The 19,764-nt window shown below is 67.6% G+C and carries 15 protein-coding genes; 1 reads left to right on the top strand and 14 read right to left on the bottom strand.

What is annotated here, in order from left to right; translation table 11 throughout:
- Nucleotides 1–26: 26 nt before the first annotated feature.
- The 6 genes from BOX17_RS12780 to BOX17_RS12755 form a co-directional block, all read right to left on the bottom strand.
- Entirely contained in the window at nt 27–905 is an 879-nt protein-coding gene (locus BOX17_RS12780; protein WP_071945143.1) for a carbohydrate ABC transporter permease, read from the bottom strand.
- Nucleotides 898–1,827 carry a carbohydrate ABC transporter permease gene (locus BOX17_RS12775; RefSeq protein ID WP_071945141.1) on the bottom strand — a complete coding sequence of 310 codons (930 nt, stop codon included), beginning with the start codon at nt 1,825–1,827 and terminating at the stop codon, nt 898–900. The genes BOX17_RS12780 and BOX17_RS12775 overlap by 8 nt, the downstream gene beginning before the upstream one ends.
- A gap of 64 nt (nt 1,828–1,891) precedes the next feature.
- Nucleotides 1,892–3,172 carry an ABC transporter substrate-binding protein gene (locus BOX17_RS12770; RefSeq protein ID WP_071945139.1) on the bottom strand — a complete coding sequence of 427 codons (1,281 nt, stop codon included), beginning with the start codon at nt 3,170–3,172 and terminating at the stop codon, nt 1,892–1,894.
- 113 nt (nt 3,173–3,285) lie between these two features.
- A complete protein-coding gene (locus tag BOX17_RS12765) occupies nt 3,286–4,692 on the bottom strand; it encodes an ATP-binding protein (RefSeq protein WP_083582228.1) in 1,407 nt (468 codons plus the stop codon).
- Nucleotides 4,693–4,775: 83 nt separating this feature from the next.
- On the bottom strand, nt 4,776–5,501 hold the full coding sequence (locus tag BOX17_RS12760) for a response regulator (protein WP_071945135.1): 726 nt from the start codon (nt 5,499–5,501) through the stop codon (nt 4,776–4,778).
- Entirely contained in the window at nt 5,498–6,307 is an 810-nt protein-coding gene (locus BOX17_RS12755) for a Cof-type HAD-IIB family hydrolase (protein WP_071945133.1), read from the bottom strand. Before BOX17_RS12755 ends, BOX17_RS12760 begins: the two co-directional genes overlap by 4 nt.
- A 169-nt stretch (nt 6,308–6,476) precedes the next feature.
- Between BOX17_RS12755 and BOX17_RS12750 the strand changes: the two genes are divergently transcribed.
- Nucleotides 6,477–8,417, top strand: coding sequence for an exoribonuclease II (locus BOX17_RS12750; RefSeq protein ID WP_071945131.1), 1,941 nt, complete (start codon nt 6,477–6,479; stop codon nt 8,415–8,417).
- A gap of 66 nt (nt 8,418–8,483) precedes the next feature.
- Here the strand turns inward: BOX17_RS12750 and BOX17_RS12745 are convergent, their stop codons facing one another.
- From BOX17_RS12745 to BOX17_RS12710, 8 genes are all read right to left on the bottom strand, one after another.
- The gene (locus BOX17_RS12745) at nt 8,484–9,371 is read right to left on the bottom strand and encodes an urea carboxylase-associated family protein (RefSeq protein ID WP_071945129.1); all 888 of its coding nucleotides are present in this window, start codon (nt 9,369–9,371) and stop codon (nt 8,484–8,486) included.
- An 83-nt stretch (nt 9,372–9,454) separates the two neighbouring features.
- Nucleotides 9,455–10,777: an extracellular catalytic domain type 1 short-chain-length polyhydroxyalkanoate depolymerase gene (locus BOX17_RS12740; RefSeq protein ID WP_071946866.1), complete on the bottom strand. Its 1,323-nt coding sequence runs from the start codon at nt 10,775–10,777 to the stop codon at nt 9,455–9,457.
- Between the two features lie 23 nt (nt 10,778–10,800).
- Complete coding sequence (locus BOX17_RS12735) at nt 10,801–11,217, bottom strand: CopG family transcriptional regulator (RefSeq protein WP_071945127.1); 417 nt, start codon at nt 11,215–11,217, stop codon at nt 10,801–10,803.
- Between the two features lie 272 nt (nt 11,218–11,489).
- A complete protein-coding gene (sucD, locus tag BOX17_RS12730) occupies nt 11,490–12,362 on the bottom strand; it encodes a succinate--CoA ligase subunit alpha (protein WP_071945125.1) in 873 nt (290 codons plus the stop codon).
- Nucleotides 12,362–13,528, bottom strand: coding sequence for an ADP-forming succinate--CoA ligase subunit beta (gene sucC / locus BOX17_RS12725; RefSeq protein WP_071945123.1), 1,167 nt, complete (start codon nt 13,526–13,528; stop codon nt 12,362–12,364). The genes sucD and sucC overlap by 1 nt, the downstream gene beginning before the upstream one ends.
- Before the next feature lie 139 nt (nt 13,529–13,667).
- Complete coding sequence (gene lpdA / locus BOX17_RS12720; RefSeq protein ID WP_071945121.1) at nt 13,668–15,107, bottom strand: dihydrolipoyl dehydrogenase; 1,440 nt, start codon at nt 15,105–15,107, stop codon at nt 13,668–13,670.
- 49 nt (nt 15,108–15,156) lie between these two features.
- Nucleotides 15,157–16,704 (bottom strand): 2-oxoglutarate dehydrogenase complex dihydrolipoyllysine-residue succinyltransferase, encoded by a 1,548-nt coding sequence (odhB, locus tag BOX17_RS12715; RefSeq protein ID WP_071945119.1) that lies wholly within the window; start codon nt 16,702–16,704, stop codon nt 15,157–15,159.
- Nucleotides 16,705–16,746: 42 nt separating this feature from the next.
- A complete protein-coding gene (locus BOX17_RS12710) occupies nt 16,747–19,575 on the bottom strand; it encodes a 2-oxoglutarate dehydrogenase E1 component (protein WP_071945117.1) in 2,829 nt (942 codons plus the stop codon).
- Nucleotides 19,576–19,764 lie beyond the last annotated feature (189 nt).

Raw genomic sequence — 19,764 nt, 5'->3', positions numbered from 1 at the left:
ACCGTCGGGCGGGGCGGCGGCCCGGCTCACCCCTTGACGGACCCCGCGGTGAGCCCGCGCACGAAGTACTTGCCGGCCAGCACGTAGACCACCAGGGTCGGCAGCGCCGCGATCATGGCGGCGGCCATGTCGACGTTGTACTCGCGCACCCCTGTCGAGGTGTTGACCAGGTTGTTCAGGGCCACCGTCACCGGCTGGGTGTCATGGGCCGAGAAGGCCACCCCGAACAGGAAGTCGTTCCAGATCTGGGTGAACTGCCAGATCACCGAGACCACGATGATCGGCGCCGAGACCGGCAGCAGGATGCGCCAGAAGATGCGGAAGAAGCCCGCGCCATCCAGCTTGGCCGCCGACACCAGTTCGGTGGGGACCGCGACGTAGAAGTTGCGGAAGAACAGGGTGGTGAAGGCGATGCCGAAGATCACATGGACCAGGATCAGCCCCGCCCGGGAGCTGGAGAGCCCCAGCCAGCCCAGCGTCTGGGCCATGGGCAGCAGCACCACCTGGAAGGGAATGAAGCAGCCGAACAGCATCAGCGCGAACAGCAGCTCCGAGCCCCGGAAGCGCCACTTGGTCAGCGCATAGCCGTTGAGCGCGCCGATCACGGTGGAGATCGCCACCGCCGGGATCACGATGGCGAAGGAGTTCCAGAAGTAGCCGCCCACGCCCTCGCAGCGCATGCCGGTGCAGGCCTCGCCCCAGGCCTTGGCCCAGGGAGCCAGGGTCGGCGCCTGAGGCAGCGCCAGCAGGCTGCCGGCGCTGATTTCGTCCAGGGGCTTCACCGAGGTGATCAGCATCACCGCCAGCGGCAGCAGGTAGAAGAGCGCGGCCAGCAGCAGCACGGCATAGAGGGCCAGGCGCGCCAGCCGGGCGCCGGGTGTGCGGCGTCGAATCACGTTATCCATGCTTGCGGCTCCTCAGCTCCGAGTAGAGATAGGGAATCAGGATCGCCAGCACGCCTCCCAGCATCAGCATGGCGCTCGCCGAGCCCAGGCCGACCTGCGCCCGGGTGAAGGCGTGGGTGTACATGAAGGTGGCCGGCAGGTCGGAGGCATAGCCGGGGCCACCGCCGGTCAGGGCCACCACCAGGTCGAAGCTCTTGATGGCGATGTGGGCGAGGATCATCACCGCACTGAACATCACCGGCCTCAGGCAGGGGATCACCACCCGCCAGTAGATGCGCGGCAGGCTGCCCCCGTCGAGCTGGGCGGCCTTGATGATGCTGTCGTCGATGCCGCGCAGTCCCGCCAGGAACAGCGCCATGACGAACCCGGAGGCCTGCCAGACGGCGGCGATCACCAGGGTGTAGACCGCCATGTCCGGGTCGATCAGCCAGTCGAAGGTGAAGGACTCGAAGCCCCAGCTGCGCACCATGGCCTGGAGGCCGAGTCCGGGGTTGAGCAGCCACTTCCAGACCACCCCGGTGACGATGAAGGAGAGCGCCATGGGGTAGAGGTAGATCGTGCGCAGGGTCCCCTCGCGGCGGATGCGCTGGTCGAGCAGGATGGCCAGGAAGGCCCCCAGCACCAGGCAGATCACCACGAAGAGGCCGCCGAAGATCACCAGGTTGGTGGAGGCGACCCACCAGCGCTCGTTCTCCATCAGCCGGCCGTACTGGGCGAAGCCGATGAAGTCGTAGCTCGGCAGCATGCGCGAGCTGGTCAGCGAGAGGACGAAGGTCCACAGCATGAAGCCGTAGACGAAGAACAGCGAGATGGCGACGGAGGGGGCCAGCACCAGGCGTGGCAGCCAGTCCTGGAGGCGGCCGGACGACGAGCGCCGGCTCGCCGCCCGCCCCTCCTGCCGGAGGGAAGTCGAGAGTGTCATGGGAGGAGTCCTCGTGGATGATCACGGGCGCCGCCGCAGCGGCGCCCCGGGCCCGCGGCGGGTCCTAGTAGGCGGCCTGGGCCGTGTTGACCATGCGCCGGGCGGCCTCCTCGGCCTCCATGTCAGTGTCGTTGAAGTAGTTGGTGACGACGTCGAAGATGGCGCCCTGGACGGCGGCCCGCACGGCCATGCCATGGGCCATGCTGGGCATCAGCCCGCCCTCGTCGGCGGTCCGCTGGAAGTCGGCCAGCGACTGCTGGGCGCAGCTGTCGAACTCGCTCATGTCGAGGTCAGGACGCGCCGGGATCGACCCCTTGGCCATATTGAAGGCCTTCTGGAAGGTGGGCTCCAGCACCAGTCGCGCCAGGTCCTCCTGGGCCTCGCGCTCGCCCTCGTCGCTGACCCGGAACATCGCCAGGCTGTCGATGTTGAAGGTGAAGGCGTCCTGGGTGCCGGGGGCCGGCGCACAGAGGTAGTCCTCGCCGGCGGTCAGGCCCGCGGCGGTGAACTCGCCCTTGGCCCAGTCGCCCATCAGCTGCATGGCCGCGTCGCCCTCGATGACCATGGAGGTGGCGATGTTCCAGTCGCGGCCGGACATGTCGTCGTCCATCAGCGTGCGCAGGCGCTTGAAGGTCGAGAGCGCCTCGATCATCGGCTCGCCGCCCAGGGCCTCGGGGTCAAGGTCGACCAGGGCACGACGGTAGTAGTCGGTGCCGGCGGTGGCCAGCACGATGTCCTCGAAGATGGTGGCGTCCTGCCAGGCCTGGCCGCCATGGGCCAGCGGGATGTAGCCCGCCTCGCGCAGAGGCTCGGCGGCCGCGAAGAGCTCGTCGAGGGTGGTGGGCATCTCGACCCCGGCATCGTCGAGCACCTCGGGATTGGCCCACAGCCAGTTGACGCGGTGGACGTTGACCGGCACCGCCACGTAATGGCCGTCATGCCGCATGACCTCGGCCACGGTCTCGGGCAGCAGCGTTTCCCACTGCTGGGCCTCGGCCACGCCGTCGAGGTTGCCCAGCAGGCCGAGCTCGCCCCACTCCTGGATCTCGGGCCCCTTGATCTGGGCCGCGGAGGGCGGATTGCCGGACATGGCGCGGGACTTCAGCACGGTCATGGCGGTCTCGCCGCCGCCGCCGGCCACCGCGAAGTCCTCCCAGTTGTGGCCCTCGGCCTCCATCAGCTCCTTGAGCACGTTGGCCGCCCGGGCCTCACCGCCGGAGGTCCACCAGTGCAGGACCTCGACATCGCCGGCCTGGGCGCTGGAGAGGGTCAGGGACGCCGCCAGGCCAGTGGCCAGGGCGAGCGCGGTCTTGCGGAGGGATGGGAGTCGCTTGGATACGTGCATGACGTGGCTTCCTCGTGTCGTATTGTTATGGTCCCCGGCGCACCGGGATACCGACACGCTACGCCAGTCGTCGCGCGAAGGGTCGTTACCGAGTCCTGCAAAGTGTTCGCCCTTTATTGCAGGTCGGTAACATTGGCCTGGCGACGCAGGATCAGGGTCACCAACAGCCCGCCGCCGGGCGCATCGGCGAGGCCGATGTCGCCGCCGTGGGCCCGCACGATATGCCGGGCGATGCCGAGCCCCAGCCCGCTGCCGCCGGTATGCCGACTGCGCGAGGGCTCCAGGCGCACGAAGGGCGAGAAGACCCGCTCGCGCTGCCCCTCGGGAATGCCGGGGCCGTGGTCGCGGAGGGTGATGACCAGTCGGTCCGGGGCATCCTCGAGCCGCACCTCGGCGTGTCGCCCGTAGAACAGCGCGTTCTCCAGCAGGTTGGCCAGGCAGCGCCTGAGGGCCAGCGGCTTGGCGGCGATGGGCGCCGCGCGCCCCTCGATGACCACCTCGCCGCCGTGCAGCCGCAGCTCGGCCGCCAGGTCGTGCAGCAGGGTGTCGGGCTCGACCATGACGACCTGCTCCTGGAGGTCCAGCCCCTTGACCGAGGCCAGCGCCCCCCTGACCAGCGCATCCAGCTCGTCGAGGGAGGCGCAGAAGCGCTCCCGCTGGCCGGGGTCGTCGAGCATCTCGGCGCGCAGGCGCATCCGGGTGATCGGCGTCTTCAGGTCGTGGGAGATCGCCGCGAAGAGCCGCTCGCGCTCCTCCACCTGTTCGCGGATACGTCGCTGCATGCGGTTGAAGGCCACGGCCGTGGACACCACCTCGCGGGGCCCGGTCTCGCGCAGGGGCGGCGCATCGAGGTCGTCGCCGAGCTGGCGGGCGGCCCGGGAGAGCCGCGACAGCGGTCGCGTCATGCTGCGGATGCCCAGCAGCGAGAGCCCCAGCACGGTGAGCAGCACCATCAGCCCGGCCAGCAGGCGCTCCCCGGAGAGCCAGGCGCGCTCCTCGAACACCTCGGCGATCGGCAGGATGGTGGCCAGGTAGAGCCAGGTCCCGGGCTCGAGCTCGAGCTGCACGACCAGGATCGGCGGCGAGAGGGGCTCCATCAGCAGGCTGTGCTGCCCCCAGCGCGGCGGCAGGTCCTTGAGCAGCACCTCGTTGTTGAAGACGCGCAGGGTCTCGGGGCGGGAGAACTCCACCCTCACCGCGTCGATGTCGAGCTGCTCGGTGAGGATGCGGCGGAAGGTCTCCACCACCAGGGCCTTCTCGGGCCCGTCGCCGATGTCGGCCACGTCGAGGCGCTTCTCGTTGACGCTGACGAAGAAGCGGGACCCGCCCATCTCGCGCAGCTGGTCCAGGACGATGTGCCGGTATTCCCTCGGGAGCGAGCGGAAGAAGCGCATGGTGGACGCCACGCTGAAGGCGACATTGCTCGACAGCTCGTCGAGCTGGGCCAGGCGGCTATCGCGCACCTGGGAGGTCCAGATCACGTAGCTGGCGAGCTGGGCGGCCAGCACCCCGACCACCATGATCAGCACGAAGCGTCCGCGCAGGGTGCCCGGCAGGCCGCGCGCCAGCCGGCGTCGCAGCCGTCGCCACCGGCCGTCGGTGGTCACGGCAGGACCTCGACCCGGGCGGTGAGCACGTAGCCCGCCCCGCGCACCGTGCGGATCAGCTGGGAGTGCTGGGCATCCTCGCCGAGACGCTGTCGCAGGCGACACACGTGCACGTCGATGGAACGATCCAGGGGCGGCGCCGGTCGCCCGCGGGTCAGCTCGAAGAGCGCGTCCCGCGACAGCACCTGCTCGGGATGCTCGAGGAACACCTGCAGCAGCTGGAAGTCCGCGCCGGACAGCGGGATGTGCTGCCCCTCGGCGTCGACCAGCTCGCGGGTCAGGCGATCCAGTCGCCAGTCGCCGAAGGCCACCAGCCGCGCCTGGGCGGGATCCGTCGCCTCCTGCTGGCCCCGGGCGCGACGCAGCACGGCCTTGATCCTCGCCAGCAGCTCGCGGGGGTTGAAGGGCTTGCCCAGGTAGTCGTCGGCGCCCAGTTCCAGGCCCAGGATGCGGTCGGTCTCGTCGGCGCTGGCGGTCAGCATGATGATCGGCACGTCGCTGTGGCGACGCAGGTCCCGGCAGATGGTGAAGCCGTCGTCGCCGGGCATCATCAGGTCCACGATCAGCAGGTCCGGGGTCTCGACCGCCAGCAGCCGACGCAGCGCCTCGGCGTCCTCGGCCATCAGGGCTCGCATGCCGTGGCGGCCGAGGTAGTCGGCCAGCAGCTCACGGATCTCGGGGTCGTCGTCGACCACGATCAGGGTGGCAGGTATGGTGGTCATGGCAGCGGCCTCAGGTCGAAGCGCTCGCGCAGCCGCTCGGCCACGCCCTGGCGGTCGTGATGGCCGATGCCCGCGGCCTCGGGCACACGGTCGGCCAGCGCCGGGTGGGCATTGGCCATCACGTGGGCCTCCCCGGCCAGGGTCAGCATCTCGGTGTCGTTGAGGTTGTCGCCGAAGGCCAGGCAGTCCTCGCGGCCGAGCCCCAGGGTGTCGAGCAGCGTGGCGAGCGCGGTGCCCTTGTTGACCCCGCCGGCCATGATCTCCAGCGAGGTGTCCATCGAGTAGGTCAGGTGCAGGCGATCGCCGTGGCGGGCACGGATCGTCGCCTCCAGCCGCCTCACCTCGCCCGGGTCGCCGATGTAGAGCACCTTGCCGACGCCCTCCCCAAGCCGCTCGGCGGGGTCGGCGACCCGGTAGCCGAAGCCGGTGTGGGCGTGCAGCGCCAGCAGCCCGGGGGCCTCCGCATCGATCAGCCACTCGTCGTCATGGTAGAGGTTGAGGCGCACCTCGGGATGGCGCGGCAGGGCGATCAGCTCCCGGGCCAGGGAGGCGTCCAGGTGGCGGGCGGCGACCAGGCGGTCCTCGGGGTCGTGGAGGTAGGCCCCGTTGGTGCTGATCACGTGCACCGGCACCCCGAGCCGCTCCCGGAAGCGCTGCATGTCCCGGAAGTGGCGCCCCGAGGCGAAGGCCAGGTGGTGGCCCCGCCCCGCCAGGGCGCGCAGCGTCTCGACGGTGGCCGGGTGAAGGTCATGGTCGGCCCCGAGCAGGGTGCCGTCGAGGTCGGAGACGATCAGTCGAGGGGTCATGGAGCCATCCGCATGTCAGAGAGCTCAAGGCTACCGAACCCCCCTGCCCCTGTCTTCCCCCCCGGCGCCGACGCAAGCGACTGATTCCCCGTCGGGGCTTCCTTCGGCGTTTGGCGGAGGGGTCGCGAATCCGTATAGTGGCCCCCCTACTCGCCAACCGATCGAGACCATGCTGCAGAACAACTCGGCGCTTGCTCAGCTCAAGCAACAGATGCGTGACAACACCCCTCGCGTAGAGGGTGTGATCAAGGCCACCGACCGGGGCTTCGGTTTCCTCGAGACCGACGACGGAGACTCCTATTTCGTGCCGCCCCCCGCCATGAAGCAGGTCCTGCATGGTGATCGGGTCTCGGCCATCCTCCATGAGGAGGGTGACAAGAAGTCAGTCGAGCCGGACACCCTGATCGAGACCGGCATGGAGCGCTTCATCGCCCGCGTGCAGAAGCGCGACGGGCGCCTGGCGGTGGTCCCCGACCACCCCTCGATGAACAACGCGCTGAAGGCACGCATCAAGCGCAGCCTCGACGAGGCGAGCATCGCCGACGGCGACTGGGTGGTGGCCCGCCTGGTGCGCCACCCCCTCAAGCCCGACGACCGCGCCTTCTTCACCCAGATCGACGAGCTGGTGGCCAAGACCGACGACCCCGCCGTGCCGTGGCGCGTGACCCTGGCCCGCCATGCACTCGAGCAGGAGTGCCCGGATGCCGGCGACGACTGGCCGCTGCGCGACGAGGGCCTCGAGCGCGAGGACCTGACCGCCGAGCCCTTCTTCACCATCGACGGCGAGAAGACCCGCGACATGGACGATGCCCTGCGCATCCGCCCCCGCGAGGACGGCGGCTGGTCGCTGACCGTGGCCATCGCCGATCCCACCGCCTACGTGGAGGAGGGCCATGCCGCGGACCTGGAGGCACGGACCCGCGCCTTCACCGTCTACCTGCCGGGCCAGAACGTCACCATGCTGCCCGAGCAGCTGGCCGACGACCTCTGTTCGCTGTGGCAGGACCAGGACCGGCCGGTGCTGGCCTGCACCCTGGAGGTCGGCGCCGACGGCAGCCTGGGCGACTACCGATTCTTCGCCGCCACCGCGCGCTCCCATGCCAAGCTCGCCTACGACCGGGTCTCCGACTGGTGCGAGGGCCAGGGCGACTGGACGCCGGACGAGGCGATCGCCGAGCAGCTCAAGTCCCTTCAGGCCATGACCGAGGCCCGCAGCGCCTGGCGCGCCGCCCACGCCCTGGTTTTCAAGGACCGTCCCGACTTCGTCTTCGACCTGGACGACGCCGGCAACGTGCTGGACATCCGCACCGAGCATCGGCGCATCGCCAACCGCATGATCGAGGAGTCGATGATCGCGGCCAACGCCTGCTGCGCGCACCTGCTCGCCGAGCACGTCGGCCACGGCATCTTCAACGTGCATCGCGCCTTCGAGCCCGAGAAGGCCGAGGCCGCCCAGGAGTTCCTGGCCGACCAGGACATCCAGGTGGAGCGCGAGCAGCTCACCGAGCTGTCGCGCTACACGGAGCTCAAGCGCGAGCTCGAGGGCCGCGACGACGCCTGGCTGGACGCCCGCCTGCGCCGCTTCCAGGGCTTCACCAGCATGTCGGCCCAGCCCGGCCCGCACTTCGGCCTGGGCCTCGCCGCCTACGCCACCTGGACCTCGCCGATCCGCAAGTACGGCGACATGGTCAACCACCGCCTGATCAAGCGGGTGCTCAAGGGCGAGCAGGCCCCGGCCGAGGCCAGCCAGGCGCTGACCGAGCAGCTCACCGAACGCCGCCGGCTGAACCGCATGGCCGAGCGCGACGTCAAGGACTGGCTCTATGTGCGCTACCTGAGCCCGGCCGCCGAGGCCCAGGAGACCTTCGAGGCCGAGATCATCGCCGTCAACCGCGGCGGCATGCGGGTGCGCCTGACCGCCAACGGCGCCACCGCCTTCATCCCCGCCCCGATGATGCACAGCGACCGCAAGAAGGTGGCGATCGACGACAAGGACGGGCGTATCCACATCGAGGATGAGGAACGCTTCAAGCTCGGCGACGTCATCCGCGTGGTGCTGACCGAGGCCCGCGAGGAGACCCGCTCGCTGGTGGGTCGCCCCGCCGACTGAGGCCGCTGGCTCACGCCCGCCCCCTCCGCGCCCCGGCCCCGTGCCGGGGCGTTGTCATTCGGGGCCTCACTCCACCCCGAACCGCCGACGCTTCTCCGCCGCCCAGTCGATGGCGGGGCCGTGCAGCCCATGCCCGCCCCGATAGGGCGCATACCCCGGCGGCTGCCAGCCCTCGAGCCGCGACGGATCGAGGCGGTACACCTCCACGCCGATGGGGTGGCAGGTCGCCAGGGGATCCCGGGCATTCGGACCCCACAGGTCCACCGAGAGATCGCCCCCGGGACAGCAGGAGAGCGCACACAGCAGATCGATCTCGGCGAACAGCTCCAGGTGATCGCCCTCCCGGGCCGGGCAGGCCTTCATGAAATACTGGTCATCGTCGTTGAGGCCCGTGCACTGGAAGACATTGAGGACATCGTGGACATCGAACTCGGTGAGCCCGAAGGGCGCCACCGCCCGCACCAGGTTGGAATGGCAGTGGTGGTCGAAATCCTCGCCGGTGAGCAGGCGGTTGACGTAGGGGTCGCAGCGGGTGCCCAGGAGGTCATGCACACGCCCGCCCTCCTCGTCCACGCCACTGCCATCGACGCCATAGCCGGCCAGGGTATCGTCGATGATCGTCGCCATGGGCCGCAGGTAGGGTAGCGTCGACCACAGGCGATCGAAGGTCGAGACATGGGCCCGCTGCAGCTGGCGGGTACGCGAGGCCCAGAAGCGCTCACGGGGGTTGTGCAGGCTCCACAGGTTCAGGTCGCCGACCTGAGGGCCTTCCAGCGTCGACAGCCGCAGCACGTGGCCGGCCGGGACCCGCCAGGCCAGGCCCTCCCGGATCGGCACGGTGAGCGCCTCGACCCGGGTGCGGGCGGCCGGGTCGGTCAGCCGCGCGTAGAAGTCTCGATCGACGTCGAGGATCGAGCCCCGGGTGGCTTGGTAGGCGGCGGGAACCTTTGCCATTGCCCTGTCTCCTTGGTGCATCGAGCGTTAAACCATGCTAGCGGACTTTGCCAGAGGACTCTCAACGCCCACCGAGTGGCGCCTCAGCTCCCGCCACGTTCGTCCTGCCGATGGCGATAGAAGAAGCGAAGCATTTCCTTCGCGGCATCGGGGCCCTTGGGGTCGGCATAGCTTCCATGCGCACTCCCTCCCGACCAGGCGTGACCCGCGCCCTGCACTCGCCACTGCTCCAGGCGCGGCTCGCCCTTCGCATCATGATGCGTGGTACGCGTATAGGCATGGCCGTTGGCAACCTGCCCCTGCTCCACCGTTACCCTGGCGTTGCCCTTACTGTGACTTGCCGTCTCACCAGCATGACGCGACGCGGCATACTGGGCGGCAACGCGATCCGCATTGCCGGGGTGCACGGTCGTGTCACGGTCACCATGAAAGATGATAGCCGGCACCTCCGACGCCCACCCGGATTCACGCGCCACGCTGCCACCCAGGGGGCCCGTGCCTCCCTGCATCGCCCCCAGAGCATCGGGGAGACTCTGCGCCACGCCGTGGGGCAGCCCGGAATGGACGCCCACCGCCGCAAAGAGGTCCGGATAGGTCATCGCCAGTGTCGTTGCCATGGCCGCACCCGCCGAGAGTCCGGCCACATAGACTCGCCTCGCATCGAGCCCGTGCGTGTCGATTACCTGGCGGGTCATGCCGGCAATGATCGCTGGCTCACCGCCCTCGCGCTGTTGATCTTCGGCCCTGAACCAGTTCCAGCACTTCGAACTGTTGGCGGTCATCGGCTGGGCCGGATAGAGCACGCAACACAGCTGGTCTTCGGCCAGCCGGTTCATGTTGGTCCCGGCAGCAAAGTCATCGGGATCCTGCGTGCAGCCATGCAGCATGACCACCAGCGGTAGTGCCTGCCCATGATAGCCGCTGGGGAGATACAGCTTGTAATCGCGCGTGCCGACATGATTGGTAAAGCACCCGACGGTGAACATGCCAGGCCCCGCTACCTCGGTGGCTCCGCGCGCCTGCTCGGGCTGTGCCGCGCGCTCACGGAACTGACGCCACTTGTCGCGCCATGCAGCAGGCAGACCGATATCGCCGCTCGGGAATGGCCCAGTGGTCGTCTGTCGAAAGTGGCCAAACGCGGAAGATGACGCCGCTCCTGCTGACGGTTCACTGGTCCGATCAGTTGCCGGCTCAGCGGACGCTGGCCTCGACACCGTCATATCCTCGTCGATGATCTGGCAGGTCCCCTCGAAGATATTGCCCCCACGGTCCGGTTCGTCCGGCGTTTCCCCGCCCCTCGCCTCGGGCACGGCGCCCTGGATGATGGCCATGGCCTCTTTTAACTTGCCGGCGCGCGTGAGCCGCGTCGCTTCTTCCATTCGTCGCGTCATGGTGGCGTCGATCATGGTCAATGGCCCTATTCAATGATTCAGTGGATTCGATCCGCCAGGGCAGCCTTGACCGCCGCGCTGGCATGCAGGGCGCCCAACACGACCACAGACTCGATGGTGGCGCGCGCAAGCTCCGGTGATACGTCGTCGGCAATGCTGGCCAGGCCCAGGACCTGAATCTGTAACGTCTCTCCCGCCGACTTCAGGGTTTCCAGATCCGTGCGGCTGTAATGCTCGAGCCCCAACACGAAGGCCTTGCGGGTCACGGTATCCCTGACCACCTCGGCATGGGTCGCCAACTGGTTACGGATGGCCGTGCGGATCAGATCGGTGCGATTGGAATAGAACCCTTCCTGGACCAGCAGATCGATCTGCCCCAGGTCGACGACGCCCAGATTGATGGTGACCTTCTCGCTGGACTCGCCGGTCTTGCGGCGCAGTTCATGTAAGCTCATGCGTTATGCCTCGTTGTCCCAAGAGCGGAACACTCCTGACGTTATTCACCATCCCCATGACATCCATATGCCATCCACATGGATGGCATATGGATGTCATGATGGGCCAACCGGGACAATAGTCAAGACTCGGACAATCAAAAACGACCCACCGACAGGCGGGTCGCCACACGAAAGTTGAGAGCGGGATAGCAGGAAATCGAACGCCACAAACAACAAGGGCACCCGAAGGTGCCCTTGAAGAAGGTCATGCCTGAGACAGCGCAGCTTTCTTACCAGCCGGTCGCGGCCTTCAGGGCATCGCCGATCTCGGCCAGGGAGCGCACGGTCTTGACGCCCGCGGCCTCCAGGGCGGCGAACTTCTCGTCTGCGGTGCCCTTGCCGCCGGCGATGATCGCACCGGCGTGGCCCATGCGCTTGCCCGGAGGGGCGGTCACGCCGGCGATGTAGGAGACCACCGGCTTGGAGACGTTGGCCTTGATGTAGGCGGCGGCCTCTTCCTCGGCGGTACCGCCGATCTCGCCGATCATCACGATCGCCTCGGTCACCGGATCCTTCTCGAACTGCTCGAGGATGTCGATGAAGTTGGAGCCCGGGATCGGGTCACCGCCGATGCCCACGCAGGTGGACTGGCCGAAGCCGTGATCGGTGGTCTGCTTGACGGCTTCGTAGGTCAGGGTGCCGGAGCGCGACACGATGCCGACCTTGCCGGGCTTGTGGATGTGGCCCGGCATGATGCCGATCTTGCACTCGCCCGGGGTGATCACGCCGGGGCAGTTCGGGCCGATCAGGCGCACGCCCAGCTCGTCGCACTTCACCTTGACGTCGAGCATGTCCAGCGTCGGGATGCCCTCGGTGATGCAGACGATCAGCTTGATGCCGGCATTGGCGGCTTCCAGGATGGAATCCTTGCAGAACGGGGCCGGCACGTAGATCACGCTGGCCTCGGCGCCGGTGGCAGCCACGGCTTCCTTGACGGTGTTGAACACCGGCAGGCCCAGGTGCTCCTGGCCGCCCTTGCCCGGGGTCACGCCGCCGACCATCTTGGTGCCGTAGGCGATCGCCTGCTCGGAATGGAAGGTCCCCTGTCCGCCGGTGAAGCCCTGGCAGATGACCTTGGTGTTCTTGTCGATCAGGATGCTCATTACTTGCCCTCCGCTGCCTTGACGACCTGCTGAGCCGCATCGGTCAGGCTGGTAGCAGCGATGATGTTCAGACCACTGGACGCCAGCTTCTCGGCCCCCAGCTCGGCGTTGTTACCTTCCAGGCGCACCACCACCGGCACGTTGACGCCGACCTGCTCGACGGCACCGATGATGCCCTCGGCGATCATGTCGCAACGCACGATGCCGCCGAAGATGTTGACCAGCACGGCCTTCACGGAATCGTCGGAGAGGATGAGCTTGAAGGCCTCGGCCACGCGTTCCTTGGTGGCACCGCCGCCCACGTCCAGGAAGTTGGCCGGCTGGCCGCCGTTAAGCTTGATGATGTCCATGGTGCCCATGGCCAGGCCCGCTCCGTTGACCATGCAGCCGATGTTGCCTTCCAGGGCCACGTAGTTCAGTTCCCAGGCGGCCGCCTCGGCCTCGCGCTCGTCCTCCTGGGACGGGTCGCGCATCGCCTGCAGGTCCGGGTGGCGATAGAGGGCGTTGCCGTCCAGGCCGATCTTGGCGTCGAGGCAGTGGAGGTTGCCCTCGTCGGTCACCACCAGCGGGTTGATCTCGAGCAGCGCCAGGTCCTTGTCGTGGAACAGCTTGGACAGGCCCAGGAAGATCTTGGTGAACTGCTTCACCTGGTTGCCGGTGAGGCCCAGGGCGAAGGCCAGCTCACGCGCCTGGTACGGCTGGGCGCCGACCAGCGGGTCGATCTCGGCCTTGAGGATCTTCTCGGGGGTCTCTTCCGCGACCTTCTCGATCTCCACGCCGCCCTCGGTGGAGGCCATGAAGACCACGCGGCGGGTGCCACGGTCGACCACGGCGCCCAGGTAGAGCTCGTTGGCGATGTCGGTGCAGGTCTCGACCAGGATCTTGGTGACCGGCTGACCCTTCTCGTCGGTCTGGAAGGTCACCAGGTTCTTGCCCAGCCAGGACTCGGCGAAGGTCTTGGCCTCCTCCGGGTCCTTGATCAGCTTGACGCCACCGGCCTTGCCGCGGCCGCCCGCGTGGACCTGGGCCTTGACGACCCACATGTCGCCACCGATCTTCTTGCAGGCCTCGGCGGCCTCCTCGGGGGTGTCGACGGCGAAGCCCTTGGATACCGGCAGCCCGTAATCGGCAAACAGCTGCTTGCTCTGATACTCGTGAAGGTTCATCGATTCATGCCATTGGTTGCATGTGACTCGAACGATGACACGGCCCGCCGCCCTCGGGAGGCGTGGTTCGCGTCACCACCGTTCGCTTCCGATACTTGGCCGGAAGCGATGCGCCACCTGCCGGTGGCGCTTGTTGTCCTTACTTCTTCTTCTTGCGATTGGCCATGTGGATGGCATGGCCCTCGACGGCGAGTGCCGCCTCGTGCACCGCTTCCGACATGGTCGGGTGCGCGTAGCAGGTCAGGGCCAGGTCCTCCGCGCTGGAGCCGAACTCCAGCGCGATCACGCCCTGGGCGATCATCTCGCCGGCATGCTGGCCAACGATGTGCATGCCCAGCACCCGGTCGGTCTCGGCGTCGGCGATGATGCGCGCCATGCCTTCGGTCGCGTTGTTGGCCATGGCCCGGCCGCTGGCGGCGAACGGGAAGGCGCCGACCTTGACCTCGATGCCGGCCGCCTTGGCGTCCTGCTCGGTCATGCCCACCCAGGCCACTTCCGGGAAGGTGTAAATGACGTTGGGGATGGCGTCGTAGTTCATCTCGGCCTTATGGCCGGCGATGATGTCCGCGACCATGATGCCTTCCTCGGAGGCCTTGTGCGCCAGCATCGGCCCGCGCACGCAGTCGCCGATGGCATAGACGCCCGGCACGCTGGTGCGGCACTGGTCGTCGACATGGATGAAGCCACGCTCGTCGGTGTCGATGCCCACACCATCGGCGATCACGCCCTTGGTGTAGGGCTTGCGACCGACGCAGACGATCAGCTTGTCGAAGGTGATCTCCTGCTCGCCGTCGGCATCGGTGTACTTGACGACGACTTCCTTGCCCTTGACCTCGGAGCCGGTGACCCGCGCATTGAGCTTGATGTCCAGGCCCTGCTTCTTGAGCAGCTTCTGGGTCTCCTTGGCGACGGCCCCGTCGACCATCGGCAGGAAGCCCTCCATGGCCTCGAGCACGGTCACCTCGGAGCCCAGGCGGTTCCACACGCTGCCGAGCTCCAGGCCGATGACGCCGGCCCCGATCACGCCCAGGCGCTTCGGCGTCTCCTGGAATTCCAGGGCGCCGGTGGAATCGACCACCAGGTCGTCCTTCAGCGGGGTCGGCGGGATCTCCACCGGCACGGAACCGGCGGCGACGACGATGCTGTCGGCGTCGTAGGTGGTTGCCTTGCCGTCGTGGTCGGTGACCTCGACCTGCTTGGCGGAGGTCACCTTGCCAGTGCCCTCGATGGCGGTGACGCCGTTGGCCTTGAACAGACCGGAGATGCCGCCGGTCAGGTTCTTCACGATCTTGTCCTTGCGGGCCATCATCTTCTTGACGTCCATGGTGACGTCGCCGGCCTGGATACCCATGTCATCGAAGTCGTGCTTGGCCTCGACGAACTTGTGCGAGGCCTCGAGCAGTGCCTTGGACGGGATGCAGCCCACGTTGAGGCAGGTGCCGCCGTGCACGACCTTGCCTTCCTTGCCGATCCACTTCTCGACACAGGCGGTCTTCAGGCCCATCTGGGCAGCACGAATGGCGGCGACGTAGCCGCCGGGGCCCGCACCGATCACGATCACATCAAACTTGTCAGCCATGTTGGCTCCTTTTTGGATTGTCGCTGGCGTACGTTGTGGGTCCCGCGGATCAGATGTCCAGCAGCAGACGCGACGGATCCTCGAGCAGCTCCTTGATGGTCACCAGGAACTGCACCGCATCCTTGCCGTCGATCATGCGGTGGTCGTAGGAGACCGCCAGGTACATCATCGGACGGATCTCGACCTTGCCGTTCACCGCCATGGGACGCTCCTGGATCTTGTGCATGCCCAGGATCGCGGTCTGCGGCGGGTTGAGGATCGGCGTGGACATCAGCGAACCGAAGATGCCGCCGTTGGTGATGGTGAAGGTGCCGCCCTGCATCTCGTCGATGCCGAGCTTGCCGTCACGGGCCCGCTTGCCGAAGTCGACGATGCCCTTCTCGACGTCGGCGATCTTCATGCTGTCGGTGTCACGCAGCACCGGAACCACCAGGCCACGGTCGGTGGAGACCGCCACGCCGATGTCCTGGTAGCCGTGGTAGACGATGTCGGTGCCGTCGATGGAGGCGTTGACGTCCGGGAAGCGCTTGAGCGCCTCGGAGGCGGCCTTGACGAAGAAGCCCATGAAGCCGAGCTTGACGTCGTGCGCCTTGAGGAAGGAGTCCTTGTACTGGGAGCGCAGGTCCATCACCGCGCCCATGTCCACCTCGTTGTAGGTGGTCAGCATGGCGGCGGTCTGCTGGGCCTGGACCAGGCGCTTGGCGATGGTCTGGCGCAGGCGGCTCATCGGCACGCGCTTCTCGGGACGCTCGCCTTCCACGGCCGGAGCCGCCGCGGCGGCCTGGGCGCCACCGGCGGGCTTGGCCCCCTTCTTGGCGCTGCCCTCCTTCACGGCCCGCTGCACGTCCTCCTTGAGGACCCGGCCACCCTTGCCGGTGCCCTCGATCTTGCTGACGTCGAGGTCATGCTCGGCGACCAGCTTGCGGGCGGCCGGCGCGAGGATCTTGTCGCCGACCTTCTCGTCGCTCGCGCCGTCGTCGGCGGAGGCCGCCGGCTTCTCGTCGGCGCCGGTCGCCGGGGCGGACTCGCCGCCGGCGCCCTCGGTGAAGGTCGCCAGCACCTGCTCGGAGGTCACCTGGCTGCCCTCCTCGGCCTTGATCTCGGTGAGCGCACCGTCGGCCGGGGCGACGACCTCGAGGACCACCTTGTCGGTCTCGATCTCGGCCAGCACCTCGTCGCGCTTGACGGCCTCGCCGACCTGCTTGTTCCAGCTGGCCACGGTGCCTTCCTGGATGGACTCGGGGAAGGTCGGGGCCTTGACCTCATGGGTCTTGCCGCCGGCGGCCGGCTTGGCCTCGGCCTGCTTCTTGGCCGGCTCCTCCGCCTTGGCCTCCGCCTTCTGGCCGCCGCCCTTGGCCTCGCCTGCGCCGATGCGGCCCAGGAGCTGCTCGGACTCCACGGTGTCGCCCTCTTCCGCCAGCACCTCGCTGAGGGTGCCCGCCTCGGGGGCCACGACCTCGAGCACCACCTTGTCGGTCTCGATCTCGACGATCAGCTCGTCACGCTCGACGCTGTCACCCGGCTTCTTGTGCCAGGCCGCCACGCTGCCCTCGGCAACGGATTCCGGAAAGGTGGGTGCCTTGATATCGGTAGCCATGTCGTATCCCTTGTATGTTCTCTCTCGTCCCGGTGGGACGCCTCACAGGTTGAAGGCGTCTTCCACCAGCTGGCGCTGCTGTTCGGTGTGCACGGACATGTAGCCCGCCGCGGGGGCGGCCGATGCCGGGCGTCCGGCGAACTTGAGCTTGCCGCCCAGGCCATCGCGCAGCATGTCGGCCACGGCCCGCATGTGGTGCTGGCTCGAGTACCAGGCGCCCTGGTTGAGCGGCTCCTCCTGGCACCACACCACGTCCTCGACGTTGGTGTAGTCCTTGATGGCCTCGAAGAGCTCCTCCTTGGGGAAGGGATAGAGCTGCTCGATGCGCAGGATGGCCACATCGTCGCGGGCGTTCTCCTCGCGCCAGTTCTCCAGGTCGTAGTAGACCTTGCCGGCACACAGCACGATGCGCTCGACCTTCTTCGCCTCGAGCTTGCCCTGGTCGGGGAGGACCATCTGGAAGTTGCCTTCGGCCAGCTCCTCGAGCCTCGAGGTCGCCGACTTGTGACGCAGCAGGCTCTTGGGCGACATGACCACCAGCGGCTTGCGCAGCGGGCGGATCACCTGGCGCCGCAGCAGATGGAAGATCTGCGCCGGCGTGGTCGGCACGCAGACCTGCATGTTGTGCTCGGCACACATCTGCAGGAAGCGCTCCAGACGCGCCGAGGAGTGCTCGGGCCCCTGCCCCTCGTAGCCGTGGGGCAGCAGCATGGTCAGGCCACAGAGGCGCTCCCACTTGGTCTCGCCGGAGGAGATGAACTGGTCCACCACCACCTGGGCGCCGTTGAAGAAGTCGCCGAACTGGGCTTCCCAGATCACCAGGTCGTTGGGCGCCGTGGTGGAATAGCCGTACTCGAACGCCAGCACCGCCTCCTCGGAGAGGAAGGAGTCGTGGATGGTGAAGCGCGGCTGGCCGTCGGCCATGTGCTGCAGCGGCACATAGGCGTTGCCGTCCTTCTGGTTGTGCACCACCGCGTGGCGGTGGGAGAAGGTGCCGCGGCCCACGTCCTGGCCGGTGAGGCGCACCGGATGGCCCTGGTCGAGCAGCGTGGCGTAGGCCAGGGTCTCGGCGAAGCCCCAGTTGATGGCCATGCCGCCGGCCTGCATCTTGCGGCGGTCCTCGTAGATCTTGGCCACCTGGCGCTGCACGGTGATGCCGTCGGGAATCTCGCACATCTTGCCGGCGAGGCGCTGCAGGCGCTTCATCTCGACCCGGGTGTCGGCATGGCCGGTCCACTCGTGGCCCAGGTAGGGGGTCCAGTCAACGAACAGCGACTTGTTGGGCTTCTGCACCAGGGCGTTGGCCACGTGGTTGCCGGCCTGCAGGTCGTCCCGGTACTTCTCCATCATCGCCTTGGCGTCGTCGTCGGAGAGCAGGCCCTCCTTGACCAGGCGCTCGACGTAGCGGGTCCGCGAGGACGGATGGTCCTTGATCTTGTTGTACATCATCGGCTGGGTGCCGGAAGGCTCGTCCGCCTCGTTGTGGCCGCGGCGGCGGTAGCACACCAGGTCGATGACCACGTCGCGCTTGAACTGCTGGCGGTAGTCCAGCGCCACCTGGGTGGCATGCAGCACGGCATCGGGGTCATCGCCGTTGACGTGGAAGATCGGCGCCTGGACCATCTTGGCGATGTCGGTGCAGTACTCGGTGGAGCGCGAGTCTTCCGGGTGCGAGGTGGTGAAGCCCACCTGGTTGTTGATGACGATGTGCAGGGTGCCGCCGGTGCGATAGGCGCGGGTCTGGGACATCTGGAAGGTCTCCATGACCACGCCCTGGCCGGCGAAGGCCGCGTCGCCATGGACGTTGATCGGCAGCACCTTGTCACCAACCGGGTCGTTGCGGCGATCCTGACGGGCGCGCACCGAGCCCTCGACCACCGGGGCCACGATCTCCAGGTGGGAGGGGTTGAACGACAGCGCCAGGTGGACCTCGCCGCCCGGCGACATGACGTTGGAGCTGAAGCCCTGGTGGTACTTCACGTCACCGGAGCCCCGCTCGATGACCTTCTTGCCGTCGAACTCGTCGATCAGCTCGGAGGGGTTCTTGCCGAGGATGTTGACCAGCATGTTGAGGCGCCCGCGGTGGGCCATGCCGATCACCACTTCCTTGGTGCCATAGCTGCCGGCGCGCTGGATCAGCTCATCCATCATCGGGATGAAGCACTCGCCACCCTCGAGGCCGAAGCGCTTGGTGCCCGGGTACTTGGAGGCCAGGTAGCTCTCCAGGCCCTCGGCGGCCGTGAGGCGCTCGAGCACGTGCTTGCGCACGGCGGGGCTGAACTTCGGCGCACTGCGCACCGACTCGAAGCGCTGCTGCAGCCAGCGTTTCTCCTCGGTGTCGACGATATGCATGACCTCGCAGCCGATGGAGCGACAGTAGGTCTGCTCCAGCGCACTGACGATCTCCTTCAGGCTCGCCTTGTCCTGGCCCATGAAGAAGGAGCCGGTCTGGAACTCGGTGTCCAGGTCGGCCTTCGAGAGCTGGTGGAAGGAGAGGTCGAGGTCGGGAACCGGGGTGGGACTGCGCAGGCCGAGGGGATCGATGTCGGCCTTCTGGTGCCCGCGGAAGCGGTAGGCGTTGATCAGCTGGAGTACCTTGACCTGCTTCTTGCCCTCTCCGCTGTCGGCGGCGGCATGCGCGGTACGACGCTGCTGTCCCAGCTGGTAGAACTGGTCGCGGACCGGTGAGAGGGGAACATCGTGGGAGGCACCGCCCTCGGGTCGCGGTAGCTGGTCGAAGTACTGGCGCCATTCGTCGGGAACGGCGGAGGGATCATCGAGGTACTGTTCGTAGAGCGCTTCCACATAGTGGGCATTGCCACCACTGACGTGGGAGGAGCGCCACATCAACTCCATTATGCCTTCTTGCATCTCTTGGTCACCCTGCACTGATGGGGTGGTATCGGCGCCGACACGACTCGACCGTATCGACATCGCTGATGCCCTGCCGGAGGGAGAGCATCAAGAATTCCATGGTCAAGAGCCGGTGCACAGGGCACCGGCTCTTCACATCACGCTCCGCACCGGACTCGGCTGCGGCAGCTCGCCGCAGCCCGAGAG

Source organism: Halomonas aestuarii (assembly GCF_001886615.1).
GTDB lineage: Bacteria > Pseudomonadota > Gammaproteobacteria > Pseudomonadales > Halomonadaceae > Halomonas > Halomonas aestuarii.
Note: the sequence above shows the minus strand (reverse complement) of the source record. Positions and strands in the feature narration are given on the sequence as shown.